We start from the raw sequence: 24,736 nt of genomic DNA on the forward strand, positions 1-24,736 counted from the left end.
GTCCTCTACCCCGGTAGGGGTGTACCGCCCTCCCGCCCGAACAGCCCCGGGCGGGAGGGCATCCCTATAACTTGATCAACTGAAGGTGCCGGTCACCACCGGGCGCCGACAACCCCGACAGCCAAGACCTACCCCAGGAGCTGGACGTGAGCAGCGAAAAGATTCAACGTGTCGGTGTCATCGGCGCCGGACAGATGGGTGCCGGAATCGCGGAGGTGTGTGCACGCGCGCACGTCGACGTGCTGGTCTACGAGCAGACCCGGGAGCTGGCCGCCGCCGGTCGCGCGCGCATCCTGCGCTCGCTGGATCGCGGCGTGAGCAGCGGCAAGATCACCGAACGCGAGCGCGAGCAGGCCGCCTGGCGCCTGCGTTTCACCTCCGACCTGGGCGATTTCGCCGATCGCCAGCTGGTCGTCGAGGCCGTGCTCGAGGACGAGAAGGTCAAGACCGCCATCTTCTCCGAGCTGGACAAGGTTGTCACCGATCCCGCCGCGGTGCTGGCCTCCAACACCTCCTCCATCCCGATCATGAAGATCGCCGTCGCCACCAACAACCCCGAGCGGGTCGTCGGCATGCACTTCTTCAACCCGGTGCCGGTGCTGCCGCTGGTCGAGCTGGTCACCACGCTGAAGACCAGCGATTCGGTGTCCGCGCGCGCCGAGGCCTTCGCCGGTGAGGTGCTGGGCAAGCAGGTCGTGCGTTCGGCCGACCGCTCCGGTTTCGTGGTCAACGCGCTGCTGGTGCCGTACCTGCTCTCGGCCATCCGCATGGTCGAGTCCGGCTTCGCCACCAAGGAAGACGTCGACAAGGCCATGGTGCTCGGCTGCGCCCACCCGATGGGCCCGCTGGCGCTGACCGACCTCGTCGGCCTCGACACCGTCAAGTCCATCGCCGACTCGATGTACGCCGAATTCAAGGAGCCGCTGTACTCGGCGCCGCCGCTGCTGATGCGCATGGTGGAGGCCGGACTGCTCGGCAAGAAGACCGGCGCGGGGTTCTACCAATACAACAGCAAGTAGCTGGCAGTTCCGCCTCGCAGTTCCGCCTCTCCGCGTATTTTGCGGGCGGCGGTGTGCCGATGGGGTTTGGGCATCCGTGCCGGCGGTTGGGTGCCGAACTAATTTTGGGCGTACCCGGCGAGTTACCCGGCCCGCACGAGATCAGTTGTCTCGTTGGGTCGGGTTCGTCGGATTGCCTGGCATGACGCCACCGGCGGCGAGCGTAGTGGCCCGATAGACGTACTTCGCCGGGTATCCGGTAGCTGCCGCCGCTGCCGGGCATAAGCTGCTCAACAGTCGGCCGTTGGATCGGTCGGCGCCGAGCGCAGCGTTCTGCGGCACCCATCTCCGCTGGTGGATGTCGCGCAGGTGATCGAAAGGGAGTGTCCCCGTCATGGTCAACGTCACCGATGGTTTCGGGTCGAGCGTCCTCGGATATCCGCGGATCGGGCCGCACCGGGAACTCAAGCGCGCGCTCGAGGCGTACTGGCACGGCGGCATCACCCGCGATGAGCTGCTCGAGGTCGGGCGCGATATCCAGGAGCGCCAGTTCGACGAGCTGGCCGCCACCGGGTTGACCCAGGTGCCTGGCAATACCTTCTCCTTCTACGACCACATCCTCGACAACGCGCTGCTGTTCGGTGCGGTGCCCGCCCGGTTCCGGGACTTGCAGGAGGGGATGGATCCGCTCGACTTCTACTTCCTGATGGCGCGTGGCCGCCCGGATCTGCCGCCGCTGGAATTGGTGCGGTTCTTCGGCACCAACTATCACTATCGTCAGCCCGAGCTGGACGAGACCACCGAGTTCTCCCTGCACCCCGAGGCGCTGCTGGACGAATGGGATCGCGCCATGGCCCGCGGCATCGAGCTGCGGCCGGTGGTGCTCGGCCCGTTGTCGCTGCTGCTGCTGTCGAAGGCCGGGCACATCCCCGGCGAGTCCGGCGGTTTCGACACCCTGTCGCTGCTGGACAAGCTGCTGCCGGTGTACGAGCAGCTGTTCGAGATCCTGGCCAAGCGCGGCTCCACCTGCGTGCAGCTGGACGAGCCGTGCTTCACCAGCGAACGGTCCGAGGCCGAGCTGGCCGCCTTCGAGCGGGCCTATGAGCGGCTGACCAAGGCGCCGCTGCGTCCGCGCATCCTGGTCACCGGTCAGTACGGCGATTTCGGTGAGGCGCTGACCATTCTGGCGCGCACCAATGTCGAGGCCATCGGACTGGATCTGGCTTCTTACCGGATGCGCCCGGAGGATCTGGCCAAGATTCCCGGCATCCGCCGCAAGCGCCTCTACGCGGGCGTGATCAGCGGCCAGAACGTCTGGCGCGCGGACCGTTACGTCACCCTGGAATACCTCAACGAGCTGGCCAAGGTCTGCCCCGACCTGGTGGTCTCCACCGGAACCACCCTGCTGCACGTGCCCTACGACGTGCTCGCCGAATACGACATCGAGGGCAATGTCGCCGATCGGCTCGCCTTCGCGAAACAGAAGGTGGGCGAAGTCGTTTCGCTGGCCAAGGCGCTCACCGAGGGCCCGTCGGACAAATGGCGCAAGCGCCCGACCGAGGTGCACTTCAAACAGAAGCACGCCGTGCGCCAGCGGGTCTATGCGATCACCCCGGAGATGCGCGAACGTGAGCCGTATGCCGAGCGCCGCGCCGCCCAGCAGGCGAAGCTGAACCTGCCGCTGGTGCCCGCGACCACGCTCGGATCCTTCCCGCAGACCGCCAAGATCCGCCAGGCCCGCTACGACCTGGGCGAAGGCCGGCTGTCCTACGACGAATACCGCAAGCGGATCGAAGCCGAGATCGAGGCGACCGTCCGGTTGCAGGAAGATATCGGCCTCGATGTGCTCGTGCACGGTGAGCACGAGCGCAACGACATGATCCAGTACTTCGCCGAACTGCTCGACGGCTTCGCCACCACGCATTTCGGCTGGGTGCAGGTCTACGGCTCACGGTGTGTGCGGCCGCCGATCATCTACGGCGACGTCTCCCGCCCGAAGCCGATGTCGGTGGAGTGGATCAGCTACGCGCAGTCGCTGACCGACAAACCGGTCAAAGGCATGGTCACCGGCCCGGTCACCATGATCGCGCGCTCGTTCGTGCGTCAGGACCAGCCGCTGTACGAGACCGCCGACCAGGTGGCTCTGGCGATCCGCGATGAGGTGGTGGATCTGGAGAAGGCGGGTATCTCGATCATCCAGGTCGACGAGCCCGCCATCCGGGAACTGCTGCCGCCGCGACCGGAGGGGCGTAAGGAGTACCTGCGCTGGGCGGTCGGTGCGTTCCGGCTGGCCACCTCGGGCGTCAAACCGGAAACCCAGATCCACACGCACATCGGCTATTCCGGGCGCGCCGAGGTGGTGGAGGCGATCGAACAGCTCGACGCCGACGTCACCGCGATCGTGGCCACCCGTTCCATCGAATGGGTGCTCAACGCGCTCAAGGAAGATTGCGCCTCCGGCCAGGGCCTCAGCCACGGCGTCGGCCCCGGTGTGTACGAAAGTCGTTCGGCGCGCATCCCCGATATCGATGAGCTGGATGAATTGCTCACCGCCGCAGCCGAAGCCGTCACGCCGCAGCGGCTGTGGGCGAACCCGGACGGCGGATTGAAGACCAGGCACTACTGGCAGTTGGAGCCGTCGCTGCGGAACATGGTCGCGGCGGCGCGCCGGGTGCGGCGGCGTGCGGAAGCGGCCGCCGCGGCGGAAGCCGAAGCCGGCGCGCCAGCCGAATAGCTCGAATCCACAAGGGCCGCTTTCCCGTTCGCGGGGAGGCGGCTCTTGTCGTCGGTGGACTATTCGGGCGTGGCGTTGGGGGAGAGCCGGTCGGTGAGGGCGCGCAGGCCTGCGCTGAGCTGCTCGGGGCCGGGCGTGTGAGCGGGGTCGATCACCCACTGCACCAGCAGGCCGCTGATCAGGGTGTGCAGGACGGCGCCGACGGCATCGTCGCCGCCGGGGCCGCCGAACTGTGCCAGTCCACGTCGCGCCTCGTCCTGTGCGGCGCCGATCTCGGCGCGCAGCTCGGGCGCGTGCATGGCCTGCGCCAGCCCTTCCATGCTGGCCGACCAGAGGCCGGGATTCGCGCCGAACGAGTCGATCAGCCGGCGCAGGAAGGTCTCGAGCCTGCCTGCCGGGTCGCTGGGATCGTCGGCGGCCAGCGAGTCGAGGATCTGCTGGACCGCCGCACCGCTGGATTCCCGCATCGCCTGATGCAGCAGCGCGTCGCGGGTGCCGAAGTGGTAGTTGATGGCGGCCAGGTTGGTGCCGGATGCGGCGACGATATCGCGCACCGTCGTGCGCGCGTAGCCACGTTCGGCCAGGCACGCCTTGGCCGCGTCGAGTAGATCCTCGCGAGTTCCCACCTCGGCACCATAGCAAGCCGGCTGACGCCTGTTCGTGACGGATGTTTCAAACATACGTCTGTGACAAATGTTTGAAACGCCTGTATGTTCGGCGGTGCAGGCCGAACCGACGCAGGGAAACGAGAGTCCGATGACCGAGCACCGTCCGCTATCGCCCTTCGAGAGCGCCTACTTCACCCCCGACGCCCGCGTCGGCAGCGTCCGCACCGCGGGCATGCCGCTCTATATCGGCTCCACCGTGCGCGGCCGAGTGGACGAGGAACTACTGCGGCTGGCGCTGGATGAGGTCGTCGCCGCGCATCCGCTGCTGCGCAGCCAGGTGGTCCTCGACGCGGCAGGCGTCCAGCACTTCGTGGTCGACGACGATTGGCGGCCTCGGCTCGAGGTGCGCGCCGGAGCCGAGGCCGAATACTTCCGGCTGGTCAACGTTCCGGTGGACTGGTCGAGCGGGCTGTTGCGGGCCCAGCTCCTGCGCGACGGCGACCGGGTCCAGCTCGTGCTCGGCATCCATCACGGAATCGCCGACGGCAGATCGGCTTTCGCGCTGCTGGATCAGCTGTGGCGGCACTATACCGCGCACGTGACGGGCGCGCCGATCCCGAGCGCGGCGACCGACCAGCGGATTCCGCAGGCGCTCGACCATCGCATGGCCGAGCTGGTGGGCGAGGCCGCCGTGTCGGAGTGGGTGGCGCAGGTCCGGGCGCAGGTCGCGGCCGCCCTGCCGGGCTCGGCGCCTGCCGCGTTTCCGTACGACGGAAATGCCGACCCCGGTGGCCGATTCGCTATGGTGCGCATCGAATCGACACCGGACGAGACCGCCGCGCTCATCGCGGCCGCCCGCGCGCACGGTGTTTCGGTCAACAGTCTGTTCACCGGCGCCGCGCTGGTCGCGGTGCGCGAGCAGTTCGATGCGCCGGGGCCGCTGCTGCTGAACTGCGGGCACGCGGCCGATATGCGCTCCCGGGTGAGTCCACCGTTGCCCGACACCGTGCTGGTCAACTTCGCCTCCGGCATCGGGACGCCGGTATTCGTGGACGACGATGCCAGTCCGGTCGAGCTGAGCCGCCGGGTCGACGCCGGTGTCCGTGACGCCCTCGAACGACGGGAAGCGGCCATGGTGCTGCTGGCCGCGCGGCGGGTCGGTGACGATCCGGTGATGGCGGCCGTGCTGTCGACCCCGCCGAGCTTCACCATCTCCAATATCGGTCGCTTGCCTGCGCATTCGCTGCCGAACGGGCTCGTCTTGGTCCGCGATGACATCTTCGCTATGGCGCCGGACATATCGCCGAAGCTGACCGTCTTCACCGTCGGCGACCGGATGACCGTGCAGGTCGAATTCGATACCGCGCGCTACAGCCGCACGCGTCAGCGCAGGGTGCGCGATGCCCTGGAGGCGACGCTGCGCGGAATCGCCGTCGCGGTGCGGGCCGGTCTGGGATGACGTCCGGCGCGGTGCCCGGCCCCCTGGCTTCGGCGTCGGCGATCACCGGACGAGGTGCGCACCTGAGTGGGGCGAGCCGATCGAGGCGCGCCCCGGACGACAGATGATGGCCGACAGGCCGCAGCGGCAGGTGTGACGTAGCTCCCAGTCGGGGCGAGGCCGCCGAGATCACGGCTGTGACCAGTGATCTGGCGGCCGCGTCGATGAGCGGTCCGGCCGGGCGGCGTCGGCCGCCAACGGAGACGGTGCGGATGCGGTAGGGTTGCGGAGGTTCCGTGCGCTGATCTTTCGCGCAGGTTCCCAACTCCGTCGTGGATGTTCAGCTTTCGCGCCGGTCATCGCGGCGCTGCCACCATCGGGTGAGGATTCGAGTCCTGCGCGACGCTGCGGTCTCGCTCCGATGCCGGAAAGGCACCTGTTATCTCCATGTCCGACAAAGCTTCTGCCGCCGTGTCCACGGCTGCCCCCGTCGCGCCCTTCACCGAATTCGGTGTGCGCGCCGCACTGATCGATGCGATGAACGCCGCGGGCATCACCGGCGCGTTCCCGATCCAAGCCGCCACCCTGCCCGACACCATGGCCGGGCGCGATGTGCTCGCCCGCGGTAAAACCGGCAGCGGCAAGACCCTCGCCTTCAGCATCCCCATGGTCGAGCGGCTCGCCGGCGCGACCAGCAGGCCCGGTCATCCCGCCGGGCTGATCCTCGCACCCACCCGCGAGCTCGCCACTCAGATCGCGGCCACCGTCGAGATGCTGGCCCGGCCCTGCGGGTTGCGCGTGGTCACCATCTTCGGTGGCGTGCCGGTGAACCGGCAGACCCGTGACCTGCGTGCGGGCGCCGATATCGTCGTCGCCTGCCCCGGCCGGCTCGAGGACCTGATGCGCCAGGGTGTCGTCTCGCTCGACGCCGTGCGGATCAGCATCCTCGACGAGGCCGATCACATGGCCGACCTCGGCTTCCTGCCCGCCGTCACCCGCATCCTCACCGCCACCCCGGCCGGCGGCCAGCGCCTGCTGTTCTCGGCCACCCTCGACAACGAGGTGGACCGGCTGGTCAAGCGGTTCCTGCGGGAGCCGGTGACGCATTCGGTCGACACCGCCGCGAGCCCGGTGCCCACCATGACCCACCACGTGTTCGAGGTGGCGGGCGCCGACGCCAAGAAGGATCTGGTGCGCGCGCTGGCCTCCGGCACCGGCCGCCGGATCCTGTTCATGCGGACCAAGCATCATGCCCGCAGGCTCGCCAAGCAGCTCACCGACTCCGGCATTCCGGCCGCCGACCTGCACGGCAACCTCTCCCAAGCGGCCCGCGACCGCAATCTCAGCGCCTTTGCCGACGGCACGACGCGGGTCCTGGTCGCCACCGATATCGCGGCGCGCGGCGTGCACGTCGACGACGTCGAGCTGGTCGTGCACGTCGACCCGCCGGCCGAACACAAGGCCTACCTGCACCGTTCCGGGCGCACCGCGCGTGCGGGCGGTTCCGGTGACGTGGTCACCGTGGTGCTGCCCGAGCAGCGCAAGGATGTCGCGGTGCTGCTGCGCAAGGCCGGTCTCACCGTCACCCCGCAGCGTGCCAGCGCGACCTCGCCGGCCGTGACCGCCCTGATCGGCGCGGTGGCCGCGCCCGAGCATCGCGCGGCGAGCCCGCGCCAGGACGACCGTGGTACGCGCGGCTTCCGCCGTAACGCCGAGCCGGGGGCCGCGCAGTCCGCCGGTCGCGGCGGTTCGCGACGCAATCGCCCGGCCGCGGGCCGGGCTGCCACCGAACACCGGGTCGGCGGCCGCCGCGGTGGCCCGCAGGGTGATCGCAACGAACGTCAGGGCGAGCGCCGCGGTACCGGTGCCTCGGAGGCCCGCCACGCCGACGGCCAGGGCCGCACCAGGCAGCCCGCCCGTCGCGGCGAGCAGGCCGGCCGCTCCGATCGGTCCGGCGCTCCGCACGGCTCGAACGCGCGCGGCCACAACGCCGACACTCCGCGCCGGTTCGAGGACTCCGCGCCCACCGGTGCCGGTGCCCGGCATCGTCGCCCGCGCCGGGCCACCCGCGCGGCGGGCTGAGTCGAGCGCGGGCGAGCCGCAGCGTCGGCACGCCCGTAACCGGCATCGTGCACCCGTCCGCCGGCCTGCTGGTCACCCGGCGGATCCAGCCGACAGTTGGCAAACACCCGCATGCGGCGGTAGGCATGAACGCATGAGTACTGCTACCGCTTACGCCATGGCCGGACCGGACGCGCCGTTCGAGAAGGTCGCCATCGAACGTCGTGAGCTGGGGCCACACGATGTGCTGATCGACATCAAGTACGCGGGCATCTGCCACTCCGACATCCACACCGCCCGCAACGAATGGGGCGGCGCGAATTACCCGTGTGTGCCCGGGCACGAGATCGCGGGCATCGTCGCGGCCGTCGGCTCCGCGGTGACCAGGCACAAGGTCGGCGACCGGGTGGGCGTCGGCTGCATGGTCGATTCCTGTGGCGTCTGCCGGGCGTGCCTGGCCGGTGAGGAGCAGTACTGCACCGGCGGGTCCACGATGACCTACAACACGCCCGTCCCCGACGCCGTGCAACCGGGCGGCTACACCATGGGCGGCTACTCCACCCAGGTCGTGGTGACCGAGAACTTCGTGCTGTCCATCCCCGACGGCATCGAGCTCGATGTGGCCGCACCGCTGCTGTGCGCGGGCATCACCCTGTTCTCGCCGCTGCGGCACTGGCAGGCCGGCCCGGGCAAGAAGGTCGCCATCATCGGCATGGGCGGGCTCGGCCACGTCGGGGTGAAGATCGCCGCGGCCCTCGGCGCGGAGGTCACCGTGCTCAGCCACTCGCTGAGCAAACAGGAAGACGGCAAGCGCTTCGGCGCCCACCACTACTACGCCACCAGCGACAAGCAGACCTTCCGTGAACTGCGCGGGCAGTTCGACCTGATCATCAACACCGTCTCGGCCGACCTGCCGATCGACTCGTACATGAAGCTGCTCGCCCTCGACGGCACCCTGGTGATCCTCGGCCTGCCGGAGCAGCCGCTGTCGGTGCGCCCGATGACGCTGGCCGGCTACCGCCGCTCACTGTCGGGTTCGATGATCGGTGGTATCGCGCAAACCCAGGAGATGCTGAACTTCTGCGCCGAGCACGGCATCGGCGCCGAGATCGAGGTGATCGCCGCCGACGAACTGGACGGAGCGTATGACCGCGTGGTCGCCAGCGACGTGCGGTACCGGTTCGTCATCGACGTGGCGACCATGTGAGGCGTCGAACGGTAGCCACGCGCGCGCCTGGGTAACTTGACGGGGTGGCTGCCGAGGACGATCAGAGACCAGCAGACCGGCCCGGTTCCGCGGGCCAATTGAATCCGCCACCGTGGCTGCTGCGGGCGTTCCTGCTCGCCGCGGCGACGGTGGCGGGTTTCGTCGCGGCGTTCTGGCTACTGCAGCAATTGCAGGGGTTGCTGACGGTGCTGATGGTGTCGCTGTTCCTCGCCTTCGCCATCGAACCGTCGGTGAACTGGCTGGCCCGGCACGGCTGGCGGCGCGGCCCGGCCACCGGCGCGGTGTTCCTGACGCTGCTGCTGGTGATGGTCGCATTCGTGTGGACGCTCGGCTCGCTGCTGGTGGAACAGGTCACCACCCTGGTGGAGAACGCGCCACGCTATGCCGACGAGGCCGTCGACCTGATCAACAAGACCTTCCACACCGAGATGTCGGGCGACGACATCGAGAAGTACGCCACCGAGTGGAGTTCCAGCCTGGAGGGCCCGGCGATGGGCCTGGCGGGCAATGTGTGGGGCATCGGCACGACTGCCGTGTCTGCGCTGTTCCAGGCGCTCGGGGTGCTGTTGTTCACCTACTATTTCGCCGCCGACGGTCCGCGCTTCCGCAACGCGGTCTGCTCGCTGTTGCCGCCGAGAAAGCAGCGGCATGTGTTGCGCGCCTGGGATATCGCGGTGGAGAAGACCGGCGGCTACATCTACTCGCGTGGCCTGCTCGCGCTGGTGTCGACGCTGGCGCACTACATCATGCTGCGGGTGTTCGATGTGCCCTCGGCGTTCGCGCTGGCGTTGTGGGTGGGCGTGGTCTCGCAGTTCATCCCGACCGTCGGCACCTATCTGGCCGGTGCGCTGCCGGTGGTGGTTGCGGTGGTGAACAATCCACCCGACGGGCTGTGGGTGCTCGGATTCATCATTCTGTACCAGCAGTTCGAGAACTATGTGCTGCAACCGAGGATCACCGCCACCACTCTCGACATGCATCCGGCGGTCGCGTTCGGCGCGGTGCTCGCGGGCGCGGCGATACTAGGGCCGACCGGGGCCTTGCTCGCCATCCCGGTGACGGCCACCTTGCAGGCGTTCGCGGGCGCGTATATCCGCCGCTACGACGTGGAAGTGCCCACCGAGAACGCGCCACCACCACTGCCCAAACCCGAACGGCCGCACCATCGATTGATCCGCCTCCGGCGCCGTAAATCAGACTGATTCGGGCGTAGAAGCCCAGCTCACCGCCCTGCGACCGGAATTCGCGAGCCTCCAGCCGAGCGCTCGGGAGACAATGGTGTGATCGGCTGCGGGTGAAGTGGGAGGCGCATGGACGGCGACCGGCACGATTCGCGCGATGACCTGCGGGACGACCACCCCCGTCGACGGGGTGGCGCCGGCCGGTTGGGTGCGGCCGTCGTCGCCACGGTCCTTGCCGTCGCGGCCTTCCTCGGATACCGCGGTGAGCTGCCCGGCTGGCCTTCGCTGGAACGGATCCCCGCGGCAGCGCCCGCCGTCGTCGCGCCGCGTCCACCGCTGGATCCGGTGGCCGTGGCGGCCGGAATCGAGCCGGTGCTGGTGAACATCAACGTCGCCACCAAGCCGTTCGGGGTGGGCGCGGCCGGATCGGGAATCGTGCTGACCGCCGACGGCCAGGTGCTCACCAGTCATCACGTGGTCAAGGGCGCCGAGTCGGTGAAGGTCACCCGGGTCTCGGACGGCCTGGTCTACGACGCGCAGGTGCTCGGCTATGACTCGAGCACCGATATCGCCCTGCTCGGACTGGTCGGCGCCACCGGGCTGACGACGGCCAGGCTCGGCAGCTCGTCGGGTCTGCGAGTGCGTGACGAGGTGCTCGCCATCGGCAATGCGGGCGGCACCGGGGAGCCCACAGCGGTGGCCGGGCGCATCTCCGACCTGGACAGCACCATCCTGGCGTTGAATTCCGCGGATCTGTCCCGTAAGGCACTGTCCGGGATGGTCGAGGTGAGCGCCGAGGTGAGTTCCGGCCAATCCGGTGGCGCGCTGGCCGATCACTCGGGCGCGGTGGTGGGAGTGATCGCGGCGGCGTCCGGTGATCAGGAGGACGAGGAGCCTGGTGTGCGGGCGCAACGTCCGCCCGTGGGTTACGCGGTGCCCATCGACACCGCTATGCGGGTGGTGCGCCAGATCCGTTCCGGAACGCCGACCGAGACCGTGCACGTCGGCCCCACCGCCACCCTCGGGGTGTTGATCTCCGACGCCAAGCCGAGTGGCGCCCGGGTCGACGTCGCCATCTACGGATTGCCCGCGCACAATGCCGGACTGGCCGACGGCGAGGTCATCACCTCGATCGACGGCAAGATCGTCACCAGCGCTCGCGCCCTGCGCGCCGCGATCAACAAGCACAGACCGCACGACATCGTCGAACTGGGCGTCAGCGGGCCGGGCGGGCAACGCACCGTCCGCGTCGTCCTCGCGCCGGGGACGCCGAACTAGCCCGCGCTCAGACCAGTGACAGCCAATAGTCCTGGAAGCGCAGGAAGATCAGCAGCAGCACCACCGCGTAGAACAGCGCGACGATCGTCCACCGCCATTCCGCGACCACCCGCATCGGCCCGCGCGAGCCACCCCACAGCGTTTGGGTGAGGACCGCGAGCAGCGGCGTGATGATCGCCCACACCACCATGCAGTACGGGCACAGCGCGCCGATCCGGTACAGACTCTGGAAGATCAGCCAGCAGATGAACACCGTGCCCGCGATGGTGCCGAGCCACAGCCCCACCCAGATCCAGCGCGGCAGGGCCACCCCGGCCACCGCGAGCACGGCCAGCGTGACGACCACCGCGAATCCGGCGACGCCGATGATCGGGTTGGGGAACCCGAACAGCGCCGCCTGATCGGTGGTCATCACCGAGCCGCAGGACAGGATCGGGTTGAGGCTGCACGAGGGCTGGTAGGCGGGGTCGACGAACAGCTTGAACCGTTCGACGGTGAGGGTGAACGAGGCGATCCAGCCGGCCAGACCACCGATCAGCAGAACCCAGGCGGATCTGGGGGCGGCCGCGATCACTGCCCCGCGGCCTGCGCGATCAGCGGCGCCAGCCCACCCGGCTGGAACAGCGCCTCACGGGTCTGGACCTGCTCACCGTTGACGAAGACGGTCGGCGTGCCCTTGATGCCCTCATCCAGCAGCTTCTTCGACTTGGCCTGGACGAACTTGTCGTAGGTGCGATCGTTGATGCACTGCGCGACCTTCGGATCGGTGTAGCCGACCGACTTGGCGATCTCGATCAGCTGCTCATCCGACAGGCCGTTGCCACCCTCGGGCGGCTGCTGCGCGAACATGGCCTGCAACCAGGCCTGGAACTTGTCGACGCCGGTATCGGTAACGCAGTAGGCGGCGTTCGCGCCACGCGAGGAGAACTCGGTGGTCGACATCTGGTCGAGGAACGACGCGATGTTGTATTCGACCTTCACGGTGCCGTCGGCGACGCCATCGGCGAGCACCTGCCCGTTGGCTTCCTCGAACAACTTGCAGATCGGGCATTGCAGGTCGGCGACGACGCGCACGGTCACCTTCGCGTCCGGATTGCCGACGATGATGGCGCCGTTGGAGGCCGCCGGATCCGGGGCTTCCGCGGCCGGGGTCGCGCCCGGATTCGCCGGGGCGCCCGCGATCACGCTGGGGATCGGGCCGAGGTCCTCGGAGTCGGAGCCGCGCATGGCGATCCCGATGCCGATCGCGGCGACGAGGCCGACGAGCACCGCCGCGACACCCACCTGGATCGCGATCTTGCGGTTGCGGTCGGCGCGCTCGGCCGCCGCCAGCGGATTCTTCCGACCCGGGTTGTTGCTCACCGTGCGTTCACCACGCCTTTCGCTCGCTTTCGCGTTGCCTGCTGCCCTGATGGTAGAGCCGGACGCGGTGTTCCGGCGTCAGCGGGCACGCGCACATCATGGTCGGTGAACCTGAGAGTTTCCGAAATACGCGGCGTGTTCTCGCGCGCATTGGGTACAGACCTGGTCAGCGCGGTGTGAGTCCGGCCATCAGCAGGTCGACCGCGGTCTCGGGGAGGTCGTCGGGGATCGTGCCGTCGAGCTGGGTGATGTAGATGTGCACGAGCCCGCCGAGAGTCAGCATGGCGAGCCGCGGATCCACCGTCGCGGCGATCTCCCCGCGCTCGATGCCGCGGCGCACGATCTGCTGTGAGGCCGCCAGCCGCACCGCCCAGAATTCGCGCCGGACCGCGTCGGCCTCGGCGTCGGTGTCGGTGATGCTCGTGGAGCGGATGAGGGCGGCACCGGAGGGGCTGCGCGCGAAGCCCACCAGCATCGTCATGAATTCCAGCAGGTCGGCGCGCACCGATCCGGTGTCCGGAATCGGGATCTGGGTTTCCATCCGGGAGAGCAGCGCGTCCAGCAGCAGCCTCGGCAGGGTTTTCCAGCGCCGGTAGATCGAGGTCTCGTGCACGCCCGCGGCGGCGGCGATATCGGCCACGCGCACCTCGTCGATGCCGACGGCCTCGATACGCGCGAGTGTCGCGTCCAGGACCGCGCGCCGCAGTCGAGCGCCGCGCAACTGCGGAGTGTGGTTCGCCTCATCGGCCATGTGCCCATTATCGCAAGTGCTCTTGCGTTATCTCGGTCGGGGGCCTAGCGTGGCGGTAACGCAAGTCAACTTGCGATATTCGTAGGAGGAGCGACATGAACGACAGTGACGTCGTGGTGTCCCGAGGGATCCCGTATGCCAGGGCCGCAAGGTTCTGCGCACCGGAGCCGATCGCGTACGAGGGGCCGCACCAGCACCGCTCGCCGGTTACCGCGCCGCAGCTGCCGGGCCGGCTGGAACCGGTGATGGGCGTGCCCGTCCGGTTGCCGCAATCCGAGGATTGCCTCGAGCTCACCGTCACCGCGCCCGCCGCCGCCGAACCGGGCAGTAGGCCGGTCATGGTGTGGATCCACGGCGGGGCCTACCTCGCGGGCGGTGGTGCGTGGAATCTGTACGACGCCACCGAGTTGGTTCGCGAGACCGGCATCGTCGTCGTGTCGATCAACTACCGGCTCGGGGTGCTCGGTTATCTGCGGATGCCCGGCGTCGCGCCGGGCAATCTCGGATTGCTCGACCAGATCGCCGCGCTGGAGTGGGTGCGCGAGCACATCGCCGGATTCGGCGGTGATCCCGGCCTGGTCACGGTGGCCGGGCAGTCGGCGGGGGCGCATTCCATCGTCGCGATGCTCGGCATCGAATCGACGCGCGGACTGTTCCGGCGCGCGATCGTGCAGAGTTCACCGTTCGGAATCGGTTTTCAGAGCGCCGCGAAAGCGCAGCGGGCGGCGCAGGCGTTTCTCACCGCGCTCGGCGGTGATCCACAGGACGCACCGCTGACGCAGATCCTGGCCGCGCAGGCCGCGGCGGCGAAGAAGCTCGCCGGTCCGGGCGGGCTCAATTCGGCACCGCCCTTTCTGCCGGTCGCCGGGGCCGATCCGCTGCCGGACCGGGCGCGCTGGGAACGCGAGGTGCGCGGGCGTGCGGCGGGGACGCAGCTCGTGATCGGCACGACAGCCGAGGAAATGCGGGCGTTCTACGACGGTCCGCATCCGGTGTTCTCGAGGATCCGCTCGGTGCCGTTGGCGGGCGCACGATTGGTGTCTGCCGTGCAGAACCTGGTCGGGCGCAAAGCCTTCGACGACGGCACCAGCGCGTTCGCCGATCTGTTCGCCGCGCATGGCGCCGAGGTCTACCGCTACCGGGTGCACACCCTGCATCCGGACAACCCGTTCGGCGCCTGCCATTGCCTGGAACTGCCCCTGCTCTTCGGTGACGATTCCGCCTGGCACGACTCGGCCATGCTGCGCCCGCTCACGCCCGCCGAGGTTCGCATGCTCGGTGCGCCGACGCGGAAGCAGTGGGGCGCCTTCGTCCATACCGGTGATCCCGGGTGGACCCGGCATGCGCCCGGTTCTTCTGCCGCTCAACCCATTCCGTGACCGACGAACCCCGATCCCGGTACTGCCGGATTCGTACACAGGGCGCATCCCGCCGCGTACCCAGCTGTCGCCCTGACAGATGGCGAGACCGGGCGACTGCCGGCTCGACCCAGATCCTGCCCCGTCCGGACGAGCCGATCGCGTCGCGTGGCCCGGCACTGTCACATCCCGATCCGCGACCAACGCTGTCGCCCCCAGTTCCACCAGAGAGGACCGCGTTCCATGGCTGACCGGCACGCTGAAGTAATCGGCGGCGGCATCGGCGGGCTGACCGCCGCGACCGCCTTGGCCCGCAAGGGCTGGACCGTGCGACTGCACGAACGGCAGTCCGCGATCCGGGCGATCGGCGCCGGAATCTATATATGGGACAACGGGTTATCCGCGCTCGCGGAGATCGGTGCGTTCGCCGACGCCACGCGTGGCGCGCATATCGGCCCGGCGATCGAAGCCCGGTCGCGCACCGGGCGCACCCTGTACCGGATCGATATCAACGCCGAGGGCGGACCGCGCTGCTACACACTGCTACGTGACCGGCTGATCGACGCGCTGGTGCAGGCGGCCACCCGGGCCGGCGTCGACCTCGTCACCGACTCGGCTGCTGTGGCGGCCGACCCGGACGGACGGGTCGAGTTCAAGGACGGCCGGGCCGCGAGGGCGGATCTGGTCGTCGTCGCCAATGGTGTGCATTCGCGGTTGCGTGACCGGCTCGGTCTCACCACCCGCCGCATCCGGATGCGGGAGGGCGCGGCCCGGCTCATGGTGCCCGCGTCCACCGACTACCTTCCCGCCGCGGACAGCGTCAAACATCTCGAGCACTTCCAAGGCCGGCGCAGGCTGCTGTACACCCCGTGCACCCCCGAACACGTCTACCTCGCCTTGGTCGCCGATGCCGATGACGCCGCCACCCGCGGCGACCACATCGACGTCGACTCCTGGGTGCGCAGCTTCCCTTATCTGGAATCACTGCTGCGCACCACACCGGACGTGCAGATCCGCTGGGACAACTTCGAATTCATCCGGCTGGCGGCCTGGTCACGCGGCCGGGTGGCCTTCCTCGGCGATGCCGCGCACGCGCAACCGCCGTATCTGGGGCAAGGCGGAGGCACGGCCATGATCAACGCGGTCTCGCTGGCCGCCGCCGTCAGCGCCGACCTGCCGATGTCCGAGGCGCTGCTCCGCTGGGAGCGCGAGCAACGGCCGGGCATCGAACGCACCCAGCAGACGTCCTACCGCATGCGCCTGCTCAACAGCCTGCCCGACGCCGTGCGTGATCCGCTGCTGATGGTGGCCGGTCGCCTGCCCGGTCTCACCGATTCCCAGCTGGCTGCCACCCGGCTCCGGCCGACCACCAGTGATCAGGCCGCCTGAACCGGCGAATCGTCCGTGCCCGCACTGCCGCGGCTCGGGAGAAGGAGAGAAACATGATCAACACGATGAAGATCAACGGCGTCGAGATCGCCTTCGACGACCAGGGCTACGCACCCGATACGCCGGCGATCGTGCTGCTCAACGGCTGGGCCCACGACCACCGCGCCTGGAACCCGCTGCTGCCGTACTTGCGGGACAAGCATCGCGTCATCCGGGTGTGCTGGCGTGGTCACGGACCGGATCGCACACTGGTTGGTGATTTCGGTGTGGCCGAACAGGTTTCCGACACCATCGGGCTGCTCGACGCGCTCGAGGTCGAGTCGTTCGTGCCGCTGTCGCATGCGCACGGCGGCTGGGTCGGCCTGGACATGGCCGACCAGCTCGGTACCGAGCGGGTGCCTGCGGTCCTGCTGCTCGATCTCATCATGACCCCGCCGCCCCCGGAGTTCGCCGCCGGTGTCGCCGCCCTGCAGAACCCGGCCACCTGGAAGGCCGCGCGCGATGAACTGCTGCGATCCTGGCTCGACGGCAGCACCGACGAGACCGTGCTCAACCACGTCCGATTCGAGGCAGGCGGGCACGGCTACGACATGTGGGCCCGCTCGGGGCGCGAGGTCGAAAAGGCTTATCGCACATGGGGTTCCCCGATGGGTCGAATGGAGAAGATGAGCACACCGCCGCCGATCCGGCACGTCTTCTCCCATCCGAAGGCCCCCGAATACGATGCGCTGCACGCCGAATTCGCCGCCGAGAACCCGTGGTTCAGCTACTCCCGGCTCAATGGCGAAACCCACTTCCCGGGTCTCGAGCTGCCCGAGCATGTGGCGGGTGAACTGTTCGACCTGCTCGGGTCGATTCGCGTCGGCTGAATCACGGTGACGACCGGCGCCCTGACGTGCGCCGGTCGAACCCACCTGACATTCGGATGCGAGCCCCTGAGCACCCGGCATCGCTGCACGTACTGCGCCTTCGGATGACGCGCACCGATCCGCCCATGCCAGGCGGTTCCGGGACGCTGCGCAGGAGGAGTGCTTGCCGATCTTGTCCCGATCTGTCACTGTTGATCGCATGATCGTTGGAAAGGACGACACCACCGCCATCCGGTGAGTGTTCTCGGGCAGCGGGAAGCTGCGAACATCCGCAAGAAATGGCTCGGCCGGATGCTGTGCACCGAACCGGCCGATCGTCGCGCCGCTGAGGCGGCCATCTCCGAAATCTACGAACTCGCCGGTCTCGGCCCACCACGCTTTCGATGGGTCTCCTCGCCGCTGATCGCCCGTGCGACCGGTGAGCCGGGAGCCAAGCGCGGGCCGCGACCGATAACATCTCCTGAACCCGCTGTCGTGCAGTTACTTTCGCGAATTCACAGCCGCATGCGGGTGACCGTCGGTATGTCGCGACGCGAGTACGACCGATGGGCGTGCGCGCTGGAGCCCTTCGAGCAGAACATCGCCGGTCCGTTGACGTCTTCATGGGCGGGCACTATCGGCCGCATCATCATGGCAGCCGGTGGCGGGCCGAGTTCGATCCGGAACAACGTGCACTGCGGGTCGGGCTCGGTCGTGTGGTCGGATTTCCCGCCCAATCGGGCAGGTGAACATGCCCGCGCGTGGGAGCTGTGGGCGGCGGTAGCGGCGGCCTGTGGCCCGTGGTGGCCGGACGAGGATCTGTGCGTCGTTTCCGAGCGTCCCGAAATATTGGCGGCGGAGGATGCGGGGGACCGGGGCCGGTTGCGCCTGCACTGCGCCGACGGCCCCGCCATCCGCTATTCCGACGGCTGGGAACTGTTCTTCTGGCACGGGACACAGGTGCCCGGCTGGGTGATCACCGACCCCACGGCCGAAGCCATCGACCGGGAAACCAATGTCGAGGTGCGGCGTTGCGCCATCGAACGACTCGGCTGGCCCGCCTATGTCGAGGAAGCCGGCATGGAACTGCTGGCCTGCGCGCCCGATCCCGGCAATCACGGCTACGAACTGATGCTCTACGAGCTACCGGACGACCAGCGAGTGCTGGTCGCGGTGAACGGTTCCGTCGAACGCGACGGCACCCGCCGCCGCTATGGCCTGACCGTTCCCCGATATCTCACCGATCCCGTCGACGCCGCGGCCTGGACCTATGGCCTGACCGGCACGCAATACTCCCAGCTCCTACACCGCACCTGAGGTGATGACCATGACCGAATCCCTTGTCCTGGAACAACTCGACGCGTCCCTTCGCATCCCGGTGATCCGCGGCATGCACGCCCAGGGCGACCTGATCGTCATCCCGCTGTACCTGCTCGACTCGGTCACGCCGAGCCCGGACGCGAGCTGGTGGCCCGTCCCGCCCGACGGCATCGAGGTGCTGCGCGGCGCCGCGGGCGGGAATCCGCACGCGCTGGTCGCCGAACCCGGTACCTGCCGGTGGACGACCGACGTCGCCGACCCGTCCGGGCTCGCGCTCGGCATCTTCGCCGCGGAATCCGTTGCCTACCTGATGCATCCCGAACACGGCGCCACCGGCAGCGTGCCGGGGACATATGTCATCCGGCGGCAGCGCGAACACTCGCACATGCGGACGCGGCTCGTCGCCGACTGACGGCGGTGTCCCGCCGCCGGGCCGATGCCTCGGCGGCGGGACACATCTGGCTCCCGCCCGGGGAGCGAACGTCCCCGGAGATCAGGCGACCGCGCGACGAACCGGTTCGCTCCGGTACCGCGACGGCTTCCCGTCGATGCCGAGCACCTTCCACACCAGCTTCGACACCGGGTTGATCAGACCGCTCTGTTCGGCCAATGCGCGCACGTCGGCGAAGATATCGCGCAGGGCATTGCTGGATTCCTCACTGCGCCAGTACATGTCCTTCACCACCGACTGCGGGATCTCGAATTTCTCGATGAACTCCTTCGGCGGGGTCGCGATCATTTCGCACATGATGCGCATGGCGGTGGGGAACAGCAGCGACAGCGCGAAGCGGGTGGCCGGGTGCATCTTCGGCACGTTGCGGCGCAGATATTCGTGCGCGAAGGAGATGTGCCGCGCTTCCTCCGCCACGTGAATCTGCATGACCCGCTGCACCATCGGATGCATCTGGTCGCCGCCGCGCAGAATCGACTTCTGCAAATGGTCGATGGGTTCCTCACCACCGAGCACCATGGTGAAGAAGAACTCGGGGAAGTACTTCACCGCGGGCCAGATGATCATCGTCAGCTTGCGGTCGATGGAGCCCATGCCGATGACGTCCTCGCCGATGCGATTGATCATCTCCTGGAACATGAGCGTGTGGTTGCACTCTTCGGCGGCTTCATGGGTGATGAAGCGGAATTCCGGATCGCCGTTCGGCAGCGACACCACGTACTGCATGAGCCCACGGATCAGCAGTTGCTCGAAGTCGAGTCCCACCTTGGCGATCCCGGCCTGGCGCCACATACCTATCGCGATCTGCTTCTCGACGGGCAGCGACTTGTACCAGGGATGGCGGCCCAGCGGATCGGCCTCGGGCAGGATCCAGCGCCGATCGGTGCGGTCGACGCCGTAGTCGGGGGAGTCCCAGTCGATGTCGACGTACGGGTCGAAGTGCTTGTTGACCGACCCCTCTGACAGCCCCTGGAGTACCTCGCGGTAGGTCTGATCAGCGGATGCGGCCTCACGTGCCACAGACAGCGTCATCGGTGTCTCCCTCGTGCCAGCTCCGGGGGAAATTATCTGGGACCCGGAGTCTCATTAAATGGTAGACGTCGCCCCAGTTCCAGACAAGGGTGTATGGAACGGCGGAGCCGCCGCGCGCCATGTCGGTGCCGGGAGGAAACGTTCGAACGTACCTGCCACTCGCCGCTCAGGCAGCCAGGCCTTCGAGCACTGTGTCGACGAAGGCTTGTATCCGGGCGACAGGGCCGTCGGCATGCCAGACCAGGCCGAACTCGATCGGTGGAGCATCGGCGAAGGGGATGAAGCTCAGCCCGGGGCGCGGGTAGAAGTCGGCGGCGCGAACAGAGCAGGGGCAGGCACCTTTGCCCGCGCTGATGAGCGTGAGAACCTCGGGCCATGTGGCCGCCGCCGGGCCGCGCGGGATCGGTGCGCCGGAGGGGGTGTGGGTCGGGAAATGGAAGCTGTTGATCGCCTGCGACGGGCCGATGCCGTCGATCAGCTGGATGCCGGCCAGATCCTCCATGGTCAGTGACTTCTGCTGTGCCACAGGATGATTCGATGAGATGACCAGCGCCCTCGGTTCGGCGAAGACGACCGGGCCGGTGATGAGATCCGGTTCCTCGATCGGGAACTCACTCATTTGCAGCTCGATCTCCCTGGCACGCAACTGCCGGTAGTCGCCCACCTGCACCTCGCGGATCTGCACTTCGCCACCCGGATAACGTGCGGTGAACCGGTCCGCCGCCGCGATCAGCGTGGTACCGCACCAGGCGGCGGTGTATCCGACCCGCAGCAGCCCGCCGATGCCGCGACCGGTGGCCGTCGCGAAATCGATCGCGCCCTGGATGGTGCGGTAGCCCACCGAGAGCTCCTCGCGCAGCCGTTCGCCCAGCGGGGTGAGTTCCACACGGCGGCTGGTCCGTTCGAACAGCTTCGCCCCCAACCGGCGTTCCTGGAGGCGGATCGCCTGGCTCACCCGTGCGGTGGATATGTGCAGGCGTTGGGCGGTGCGCCCGAAGTGCAGTTCCTCGGCGAGGGTCAGGAATATCTCGATGTCACGTAGCTCCACTGCCGATCCGATCGTGAACACAGGCATTAACGATCGTTGCAGGATACGCCGTTGTTCGCGGCGCTGGCACGGCGGAATCTGGTTACCGCATTCGTCGAAAGGAGCCACACGCCCATGACCAGACCGAACACCCTCGCGCGCTCGCGTGCGCTGAGACTCGCGCGCTGGGTCCCGATCACCGCTGTCTTGGCCGAAACGGCGGTCGGTTCCTATTGGGACCTCGCCCGCATCCGCTATGTCCGAGAAGTTTTCGACCACCTCGGCTATCCCATGTACTTCGCGACGATCCTCGGCACTGCCAAAGTGGCCGCGCTCGCCGCGATCCTGACCCCTGGTCATCCGCGCACCAAGGAGTGGGCCTACGCCGGACTGGTGTTCGTCTACGGCGGCGCCGCTGCCTCGCACATCGCCGCCGGAGACGGCGTCGACAAGTGGGGTGGGCCGATGGCATTCGCCGCCGCCACCTTGGCCACCCGGGCGTGGCTGCCCACGGGCGGCGCCGGATTCGCCGCGCCCGTGCTCGGCAATCGTCCGCAGCCGGCCTGACCAGGTCCCGTGAAATCACACCCGAGAAAGAAGGAATCCTCATGTCCGCAGTTCGTGTGCACCACTACTCCGTCGATCCGGCCGAGCTCGAGCAGATGCTGGCCCAGCGCGCCCAGGTGATCGCAGGCATCCGCTCCGGTTTCGACGGCTTGGTCGAGACTCGGCTCATCCGCCTCGACGACGGCACCTACCAGGACGTATGGCGCTGGGAAACGGCCGAGCAGCTGGCGGCCGCGCTCGACGCCTCGGCCGCCTTCCCGCCCGTCACCGCCACCCTGGCGCTCACCACGGACGGCACCGTGCAGAACGGTGAAATCGTCGACGAGCGTTAGTCGATCGCCATCGCCTGCGGCCGCCCGGTCGTAGGCGATGGCGGGCCGTCCGGCTGACTGATCAGGCCTCGTCGAGGCGGGCGAGCTGCTCGGCGACGTCGAAGTGCGCCGGCGGCCAATCGAGGTCCAGGTCCTGTAAGGCCGCGATGAGCAGTTCGGTGACGGCGAGCCTGGAATACCACTTGTGGTCGGCGGGCAGGACGTACCAGGGCGCCCGCTCGGTACTCGTGCGGTCGAGTATGGCCTGATAGGCCTCCTGATAGGAGGGCCAGTAGGCGCGTTCGTCGATATCGGAGGGGTTGAATTTCCAGTACTTGTCGGGGCGTTCGAGGCGTTGGCGCAGGCGCTTCTTCTGTTCGTCGAGGGAGACGAACATGGCGACCTTCACCAGGGTGATCCCCTCATCGGTGAGTTCGCGTTCGAAGGCGTTGATCTCGTCGTAGCGCTCACCCCAGACGGTGGCGGGAACGAGATTGTGCACCCGCACCACCAGCACGTCTTCATAGTGCGAGCGGTCGAACACGCCGATCTGGCCGCCGCGCGGCAACTCCTTGCGGATGCGCCACAGGTAGTGGTGGCGCTTCTCCTCCTCGGTGGGCACCCCGAAGGCGGCGTGGTCGACGCCCTGCGGATCCACCGACCCGATCACATGCCGCACGATGCCGCCCTTGCCCGCGGTGTCCATACCCTGTAGCACCAGCAGCACGCTGCGTGAATCACCGGATCGGCCGTTGGCGTACAGCTTTTCCTGAAGATCCGACAGCACCTTTCCGCGTTCGGTCAGCAGGGCCTCACCGAGCTTCCTGTCGCCGTCGAAACCGGGACGGGCGGAGGTGTCCAGATCGGCGATACGCACGCCGTCGGCCTGCAATGCTTCCCGGACCGGAACCGACCAGTGCTTCACCATCCGTCAGACCTACCACATTCGCAGGCGCGATCAGCGAATCTGGGCGAGTTTGAGCAGCTGATGGGCGAAATCGGCATCGGACACCGGTGTCAGGGTGAGCTCATCGGCGGTGGTGAGCAGATACCGTCCGTCGCCGCTGACGTCGAGCCAGGTGCGATGCCGGGTCGGCGGCGACATCGGATTGTCCGGTTCCACCGTGACGGTGATGAAGCCGCGCCCGTCGACCGGTTTGCGCAGAGCGCGACGGAAGCGGGCGGCGCCGCGCTCACCGTTGGTGGAGAAGGTCTGGCCATTGCCCGCGTGGTCGGTGGCGCCGAGCACCGCATCCTGCGGTTCGCGTAGCGTGCCTGCCCGGCCCGGGCGCGCCGGCCCGATCACCTCGACCAGCAGCTCGCCGAGGGCGCGGGCATGACTCATCTGCACCGTCACGGTGGTGGGCGCGGCCACCAGAATCGCGGCGTGCTGGTGCACCACGGCGGCGAAGGCCAAGATGCGGTCGGGGCAGTCTCCGTTACCTGAGGCGGTGCGTTCGCCGGACACGGTGACGGTGGTGGCGTCGGCGCGAGCGCACAGCATGAGCGCGGCAGCCAGATCGGGGTCGGCCTGTCTGGCGAACCGCTGCGGTAATCGCAGGCGCAGGTGTTCGCTCTCGGTGCGCACGGTGGCGGCGGGCGCCATGTTGACCGGATAGGGGCGGCGATCCAGATCGGTTTCGTTCTGCCAGACGTAGCTGAATTCGTCCGGGGTGAGTACCCATTTCACAGTGGCAGGCTCCCGCCGCCGGTGGAATCGGTGCGGGGTACCGCGAAGCGGGGCACCCGGTCTCCCGAAGCGGGGATGGCGGGGGAGTAGACGTGTGTCATGAGGTCCTGGACGTCGGCGGTGACGGCCGCCGCCGCGATGTCGTGATCCATTCTTCGTTGCCCGCCGTGCACGGCCTCGGCGGCGGGATCGTCGAGCGGACGATACGGCTGCGGCGGCGGGATCGCAGCCCGAACCGTTTGCGCCGCGTCGCGATCCAGTTCGAACAGCGCGGCGATCGCAGCGCACACCTCGTGAGCATCGGTGCCAACGCGAATGAAATCACGGGTGGCCTGTGCGGCCGCGTCGGCGGTCTGTCCCGACCACCGCGCGAACTCGCGAGCGGTGGCATCGCCGAATACGCGGAACGCCTCGGCCAGCGCGGTGGCATTGGCCTGCCAGACCGCCGCCGCGCGGTCGAGCGCGGCCGGATCCATCACCTCGTGCACGCGGTCCCAGATCTCCTGATGGGTGTAGCCGATGAAATGTTCACGCTCCGGTGCGTATGGGGGATCGGTATCACCGGTGGGTACGGCGTCGTCAGCCATGGTGCGTTCCTCCCTCGACGGCCCGCCTCACCGCGGCGCCAGATGCGCGGCGACGAGGTCGATCGCGGCCTTGTTGGCGGCCTCGGCGTCGGCGAACTTCTTGCCCGCCGCCAGATAAGCCGCCTTGTAGAGCAGCGCGGTCTCTTGGAGGGCGGTCAACGTGTCGAGATATTCGCGACCCTTCATGCCGAATCCGCGGGCCAGCGCATGGCCGGTGGGTAGGTCGGGGAACCCGGAAACCTCGGTGATCACATGTGATCCGGCTCTGGCCCGATCCAGATCGTCGACCAGGATGTCGCAGGCCGCGGCCAGATTCGTGGCCACGTCCTCGTCGAGTTCGAACGGCGTTGCACCGCCGTCCACCGCCGCGACGTACAGCTGCCGAGCCCGGCTCTGCCCCGTTTCCGGTACCGCCATCCTGGGCTCCCCCTTCCGCTCGGTCCATCACATCCCCGCCGCGTCGATTCGGACTCTACCGGTCGGAAATGCGCGGTGTCGCCGCCTTCGGAAGCCTGCA

At 68.2% G+C, this 24,736-nt stretch carries 24 protein-coding genes; 14 read left to right on the plus strand and 10 right to left on the minus strand.

The genetic code is table 11. The features are described from left to right. Positions 1-146 precede the first annotated feature (146 nt). Together AC4HOU_RS10350 and metE are read left to right on the plus strand one after the other, a co-directional pair. Complete coding sequence (locus AC4HOU_RS10350) at positions 147-1,019, plus strand: 3-hydroxybutyryl-CoA dehydrogenase (protein ID WP_163810321.1); 873 nt, start codon at positions 147-149, stop codon at positions 1,017-1,019. Positions 1,020-1,392: 373 nt separating this feature from the next. Beyond that, a complete protein-coding gene (gene metE / locus AC4HOU_RS10355; RefSeq protein ID WP_195020144.1) occupies positions 1,393-3,732 on the plus strand; it encodes a 5-methyltetrahydropteroyltriglutamate--homocysteine S-methyltransferase in 2,340 nt (779 codons plus the stop codon). Positions 3,733-3,791: 59 nt separating this feature from the next. On the opposite strand, the gene AC4HOU_RS10360 is transcribed toward metE, so the two are convergent. Continuing rightward, positions 3,792-4,358 (minus strand): TetR/AcrR family transcriptional regulator, encoded by a 567-nt coding sequence (locus tag AC4HOU_RS10360; RefSeq protein ID WP_195020143.1) that lies wholly within the window; start codon positions 4,356-4,358, stop codon positions 3,792-3,794. Between the two features lie 130 nt (positions 4,359-4,488). Here AC4HOU_RS10360 and AC4HOU_RS10365 point away from each other — a divergent pair, with 130 nt between their 5' ends. The 5 genes from AC4HOU_RS10365 to AC4HOU_RS10385 all read left to right on the plus strand — a co-directional run bounded on the left by AC4HOU_RS10365 (position 4,489) and on the right by AC4HOU_RS10385 (position 11,526). Continuing rightward, the gene (locus tag AC4HOU_RS10365) at positions 4,489-5,799 is read left to right on the plus strand and encodes a phthiocerol/phthiodiolone dimycocerosyl transferase family protein (RefSeq protein WP_195020142.1); all 1,311 of its coding nucleotides are present in this window, start codon (positions 4,489-4,491) and stop codon (positions 5,797-5,799) included. 426 nt (positions 5,800-6,225) lie between these two features. Next, on the plus strand, positions 6,226-7,860 hold the full coding sequence (locus AC4HOU_RS10370) for a DEAD/DEAH box helicase (RefSeq protein ID WP_195020141.1): 1,635 nt from the start codon (positions 6,226-6,228) through the stop codon (positions 7,858-7,860). A 133-nt stretch (positions 7,861-7,993) separates the two neighbouring features. Beyond that, on the plus strand, positions 7,994-9,046 hold the full coding sequence (locus AC4HOU_RS10375; RefSeq protein ID WP_163810311.1) for an NAD(P)-dependent alcohol dehydrogenase: 1,053 nt from the start codon (positions 7,994-7,996) through the stop codon (positions 9,044-9,046). Between the two features lie 44 nt (positions 9,047-9,090). Next, positions 9,091-10,269, plus strand: a complete 1,179-nt coding sequence (locus AC4HOU_RS10380) for an AI-2E family transporter (RefSeq protein WP_195020140.1) — start codon at positions 9,091-9,093, stop codon at positions 10,267-10,269. A gap of 108 nt (positions 10,270-10,377) precedes the next feature. After that, a complete protein-coding gene (locus AC4HOU_RS10385; protein ID WP_194991139.1) occupies positions 10,378-11,526 on the plus strand; it encodes a S1C family serine protease in 1,149 nt (382 codons plus the stop codon). Between the two features lie 7 nt (positions 11,527-11,533). On the opposite strand, the gene AC4HOU_RS10390 is transcribed toward AC4HOU_RS10385, so the two are convergent. From AC4HOU_RS10390 to AC4HOU_RS10400, 3 genes are all read right to left on the minus strand, one after another. Next, the gene (locus tag AC4HOU_RS10390; RefSeq protein WP_163810304.1) at positions 11,534-12,100 is read right to left on the minus strand and encodes a vitamin K epoxide reductase family protein; all 567 of its coding nucleotides are present in this window, start codon (positions 12,098-12,100) and stop codon (positions 11,534-11,536) included. Next, complete coding sequence (locus AC4HOU_RS10395) at positions 12,097-12,888, minus strand: DsbA family protein (RefSeq protein ID WP_194991140.1); 792 nt, start codon at positions 12,886-12,888, stop codon at positions 12,097-12,099. The genes AC4HOU_RS10390 and AC4HOU_RS10395 overlap by 4 nt, the downstream gene beginning before the upstream one ends. Before the next feature lie 166 nt (positions 12,889-13,054). Further along, complete coding sequence (locus tag AC4HOU_RS10400; protein ID WP_195020139.1) at positions 13,055-13,639, minus strand: TetR/AcrR family transcriptional regulator; 585 nt, start codon at positions 13,637-13,639, stop codon at positions 13,055-13,057. A gap of 95 nt (positions 13,640-13,734) precedes the next feature. Between AC4HOU_RS10400 and AC4HOU_RS10405 the strand changes: the two genes are divergently transcribed. The 5 genes from AC4HOU_RS10405 (at position 13,735) to AC4HOU_RS10425 (ending at position 18,966) form a co-directional block, all read left to right on the plus strand. Then, positions 13,735-15,018 carry a carboxylesterase family protein gene (locus tag AC4HOU_RS10405; protein WP_195020138.1) on the plus strand — a complete coding sequence of 428 codons (1,284 nt, stop codon included), beginning with the start codon at positions 13,735-13,737 and terminating at the stop codon, positions 15,016-15,018. Positions 15,019-15,240: 222 nt separating this feature from the next. After that, a complete protein-coding gene (locus tag AC4HOU_RS10410) occupies positions 15,241-16,386 on the plus strand; it encodes an FAD-dependent oxidoreductase (protein ID WP_194991143.1) in 1,146 nt (381 codons plus the stop codon). Between the two features lie 56 nt (positions 16,387-16,442). After that, positions 16,443-17,255 carry an alpha/beta fold hydrolase gene (locus tag AC4HOU_RS10415; protein WP_324197405.1) on the plus strand — a complete coding sequence of 271 codons (813 nt, stop codon included), beginning with the start codon at positions 16,443-16,445 and terminating at the stop codon, positions 17,253-17,255. Between the two features lie 234 nt (positions 17,256-17,489). Further along, positions 17,490-18,551, plus strand: a complete 1,062-nt coding sequence (locus tag AC4HOU_RS10420) for a DUF6745 domain-containing protein (protein ID WP_195020136.1) — start codon at positions 17,490-17,492, stop codon at positions 18,549-18,551. 10 nt (positions 18,552-18,561) lie between these two features. Further along, a complete protein-coding gene (locus AC4HOU_RS10425) occupies positions 18,562-18,966 on the plus strand; it encodes a DUF8820 family protein (protein ID WP_194989289.1) in 405 nt (134 codons plus the stop codon). Between the two features lie 81 nt (positions 18,967-19,047). Here the strand turns inward: AC4HOU_RS10425 and AC4HOU_RS10430 are convergent, their stop codons facing one another. Together AC4HOU_RS10430 and AC4HOU_RS10435 are read right to left on the minus strand one after the other, a co-directional pair. Further along, positions 19,048-20,037: an AurF N-oxygenase family protein gene (locus tag AC4HOU_RS10430; RefSeq protein ID WP_195020135.1), complete on the minus strand. Its 990-nt coding sequence runs from the start codon at positions 20,035-20,037 to the stop codon at positions 19,048-19,050. Positions 20,038-20,203: 166 nt separating this feature from the next. Continuing rightward, positions 20,204-21,112 carry a LysR family transcriptional regulator gene (locus AC4HOU_RS10435; RefSeq protein WP_490724426.1) on the minus strand — a complete coding sequence of 303 codons (909 nt, stop codon included), beginning with the start codon at positions 21,110-21,112 and terminating at the stop codon, positions 20,204-20,206. 87 nt (positions 21,113-21,199) lie between these two features. Here AC4HOU_RS10435 and AC4HOU_RS10440 point away from each other — a divergent pair, with 87 nt between their 5' ends. Next, positions 21,200-21,631, plus strand: a complete 432-nt coding sequence (locus AC4HOU_RS10440) for a DoxX family protein (RefSeq protein WP_194989286.1) — start codon at positions 21,200-21,202, stop codon at positions 21,629-21,631. A gap of 41 nt (positions 21,632-21,672) precedes the next feature. Then, positions 21,673-21,963: a hypothetical protein gene (locus AC4HOU_RS10445; protein WP_163810282.1), complete on the plus strand. Its 291-nt coding sequence runs from the start codon at positions 21,673-21,675 to the stop codon at positions 21,961-21,963. Positions 21,964-22,024: 61 nt separating this feature from the next. Here the strand turns inward: AC4HOU_RS10445 and AC4HOU_RS10450 are convergent, their stop codons facing one another. The 4 genes from AC4HOU_RS10450 to AC4HOU_RS10465 are packed head-to-tail and all read right to left on the minus strand — an operon-like array spanning position 22,025 to position 24,636. Beyond that, entirely contained in the window at positions 22,025-22,870 is an 846-nt protein-coding gene (locus AC4HOU_RS10450) for a polyphosphate kinase 2 family protein (protein ID WP_163810279.1), read from the minus strand. 30 nt (positions 22,871-22,900) lie between these two features. Continuing rightward, complete coding sequence (locus AC4HOU_RS10455; RefSeq protein WP_163810278.1) at positions 22,901-23,632, minus strand: ESX secretion-associated protein EspG; 732 nt, start codon at positions 23,630-23,632, stop codon at positions 22,901-22,903. Beyond that, positions 23,629-24,219: a hypothetical protein gene (locus tag AC4HOU_RS10460; RefSeq protein ID WP_490724427.1), complete on the minus strand. Its 591-nt coding sequence runs from the start codon at positions 24,217-24,219 to the stop codon at positions 23,629-23,631. The genes AC4HOU_RS10455 and AC4HOU_RS10460 overlap by 4 nt, the downstream gene beginning before the upstream one ends. A 27-nt stretch (positions 24,220-24,246) precedes the next feature. Further along, positions 24,247-24,636: a hypothetical protein gene (locus AC4HOU_RS10465; RefSeq protein WP_163810274.1), complete on the minus strand. Its 390-nt coding sequence runs from the start codon at positions 24,634-24,636 to the stop codon at positions 24,247-24,249. Positions 24,637-24,736: the final 100 nt, after the last annotated feature.

The organism is Nocardia sp. JCM 38205 (genome assembly GCF_058222935.1).

What these genes read in the sequence shown, in the direction of transcription:
- AC4HOU_RS10430 (WP_195020135.1), bottom strand. Translation starts at nt 20,037, where the DNA reads ATGACGCTGTCTGTGGCACGTGAGGCCGCATCCGCTGATCAGACCTAC.
- AC4HOU_RS10385 (WP_194991139.1), top strand. Translation starts at nt 10,378, where the DNA reads ATGGACGGCGACCGGCACGATTCGCGCGATGACCTGCGGGACGACCAC.
- metE (WP_195020144.1), top strand. Translation starts at nt 1,393, where the DNA reads ATGGTCAACGTCACCGATGGTTTCGGGTCGAGCGTCCTCGGATATCCG.
- AC4HOU_RS10440 (WP_194989286.1), top strand. Translation starts at nt 21,200, where the DNA reads ATGACCAGACCGAACACCCTCGCGCGCTCGCGTGCGCTGAGACTCGCG.
- AC4HOU_RS10450 (WP_163810279.1), bottom strand. Translation starts at nt 22,870, where the DNA reads ATGGTGAAGCACTGGTCGGTTCCGGTCCGGGAAGCATTGCAGGCCGAC.
- AC4HOU_RS10445 (WP_163810282.1), top strand. Translation starts at nt 21,673, where the DNA reads ATGTCCGCAGTTCGTGTGCACCACTACTCCGTCGATCCGGCCGAGCTC.
- AC4HOU_RS10435 (WP_490724426.1), bottom strand. Translation starts at nt 21,112, where the DNA reads ATGCCTGTGTTCACGATCGGATCGGCAGTGGAGCTACGTGACATCGAG.
- AC4HOU_RS10425 (WP_194989289.1), top strand. Translation starts at nt 18,562, where the DNA reads ATGACCGAATCCCTTGTCCTGGAACAACTCGACGCGTCCCTTCGCATC.
- AC4HOU_RS10400 (WP_195020139.1), bottom strand. Translation starts at nt 13,639, where the DNA reads ATGGCCGATGAGGCGAACCACACTCCGCAGTTGCGCGGCGCTCGACTG.
- AC4HOU_RS10410 (WP_194991143.1), top strand. Translation starts at nt 15,241, where the DNA reads ATGGCTGACCGGCACGCTGAAGTAATCGGCGGCGGCATCGGCGGGCTG.
- AC4HOU_RS10365 (WP_195020142.1), top strand. Translation starts at nt 4,489, where the DNA reads ATGACCGAGCACCGTCCGCTATCGCCCTTCGAGAGCGCCTACTTCACC.
- AC4HOU_RS10405 (WP_195020138.1), top strand. Translation starts at nt 13,735, where the DNA reads ATGAACGACAGTGACGTCGTGGTGTCCCGAGGGATCCCGTATGCCAGG.
- AC4HOU_RS10370 (WP_195020141.1), top strand. Translation starts at nt 6,226, where the DNA reads ATGTCCGACAAAGCTTCTGCCGCCGTGTCCACGGCTGCCCCCGTCGCG.
- AC4HOU_RS10465 (WP_163810274.1), bottom strand. Translation starts at nt 24,636, where the DNA reads ATGGCGGTACCGGAAACGGGGCAGAGCCGGGCTCGGCAGCTGTACGTC.
- AC4HOU_RS10375 (WP_163810311.1), top strand. Translation starts at nt 7,994, where the DNA reads ATGAGTACTGCTACCGCTTACGCCATGGCCGGACCGGACGCGCCGTTC.
- AC4HOU_RS10460 (WP_490724427.1), bottom strand. Translation starts at nt 24,219, where the DNA reads ATGGCTGACGACGCCGTACCCACCGGTGATACCGATCCCCCATACGCA.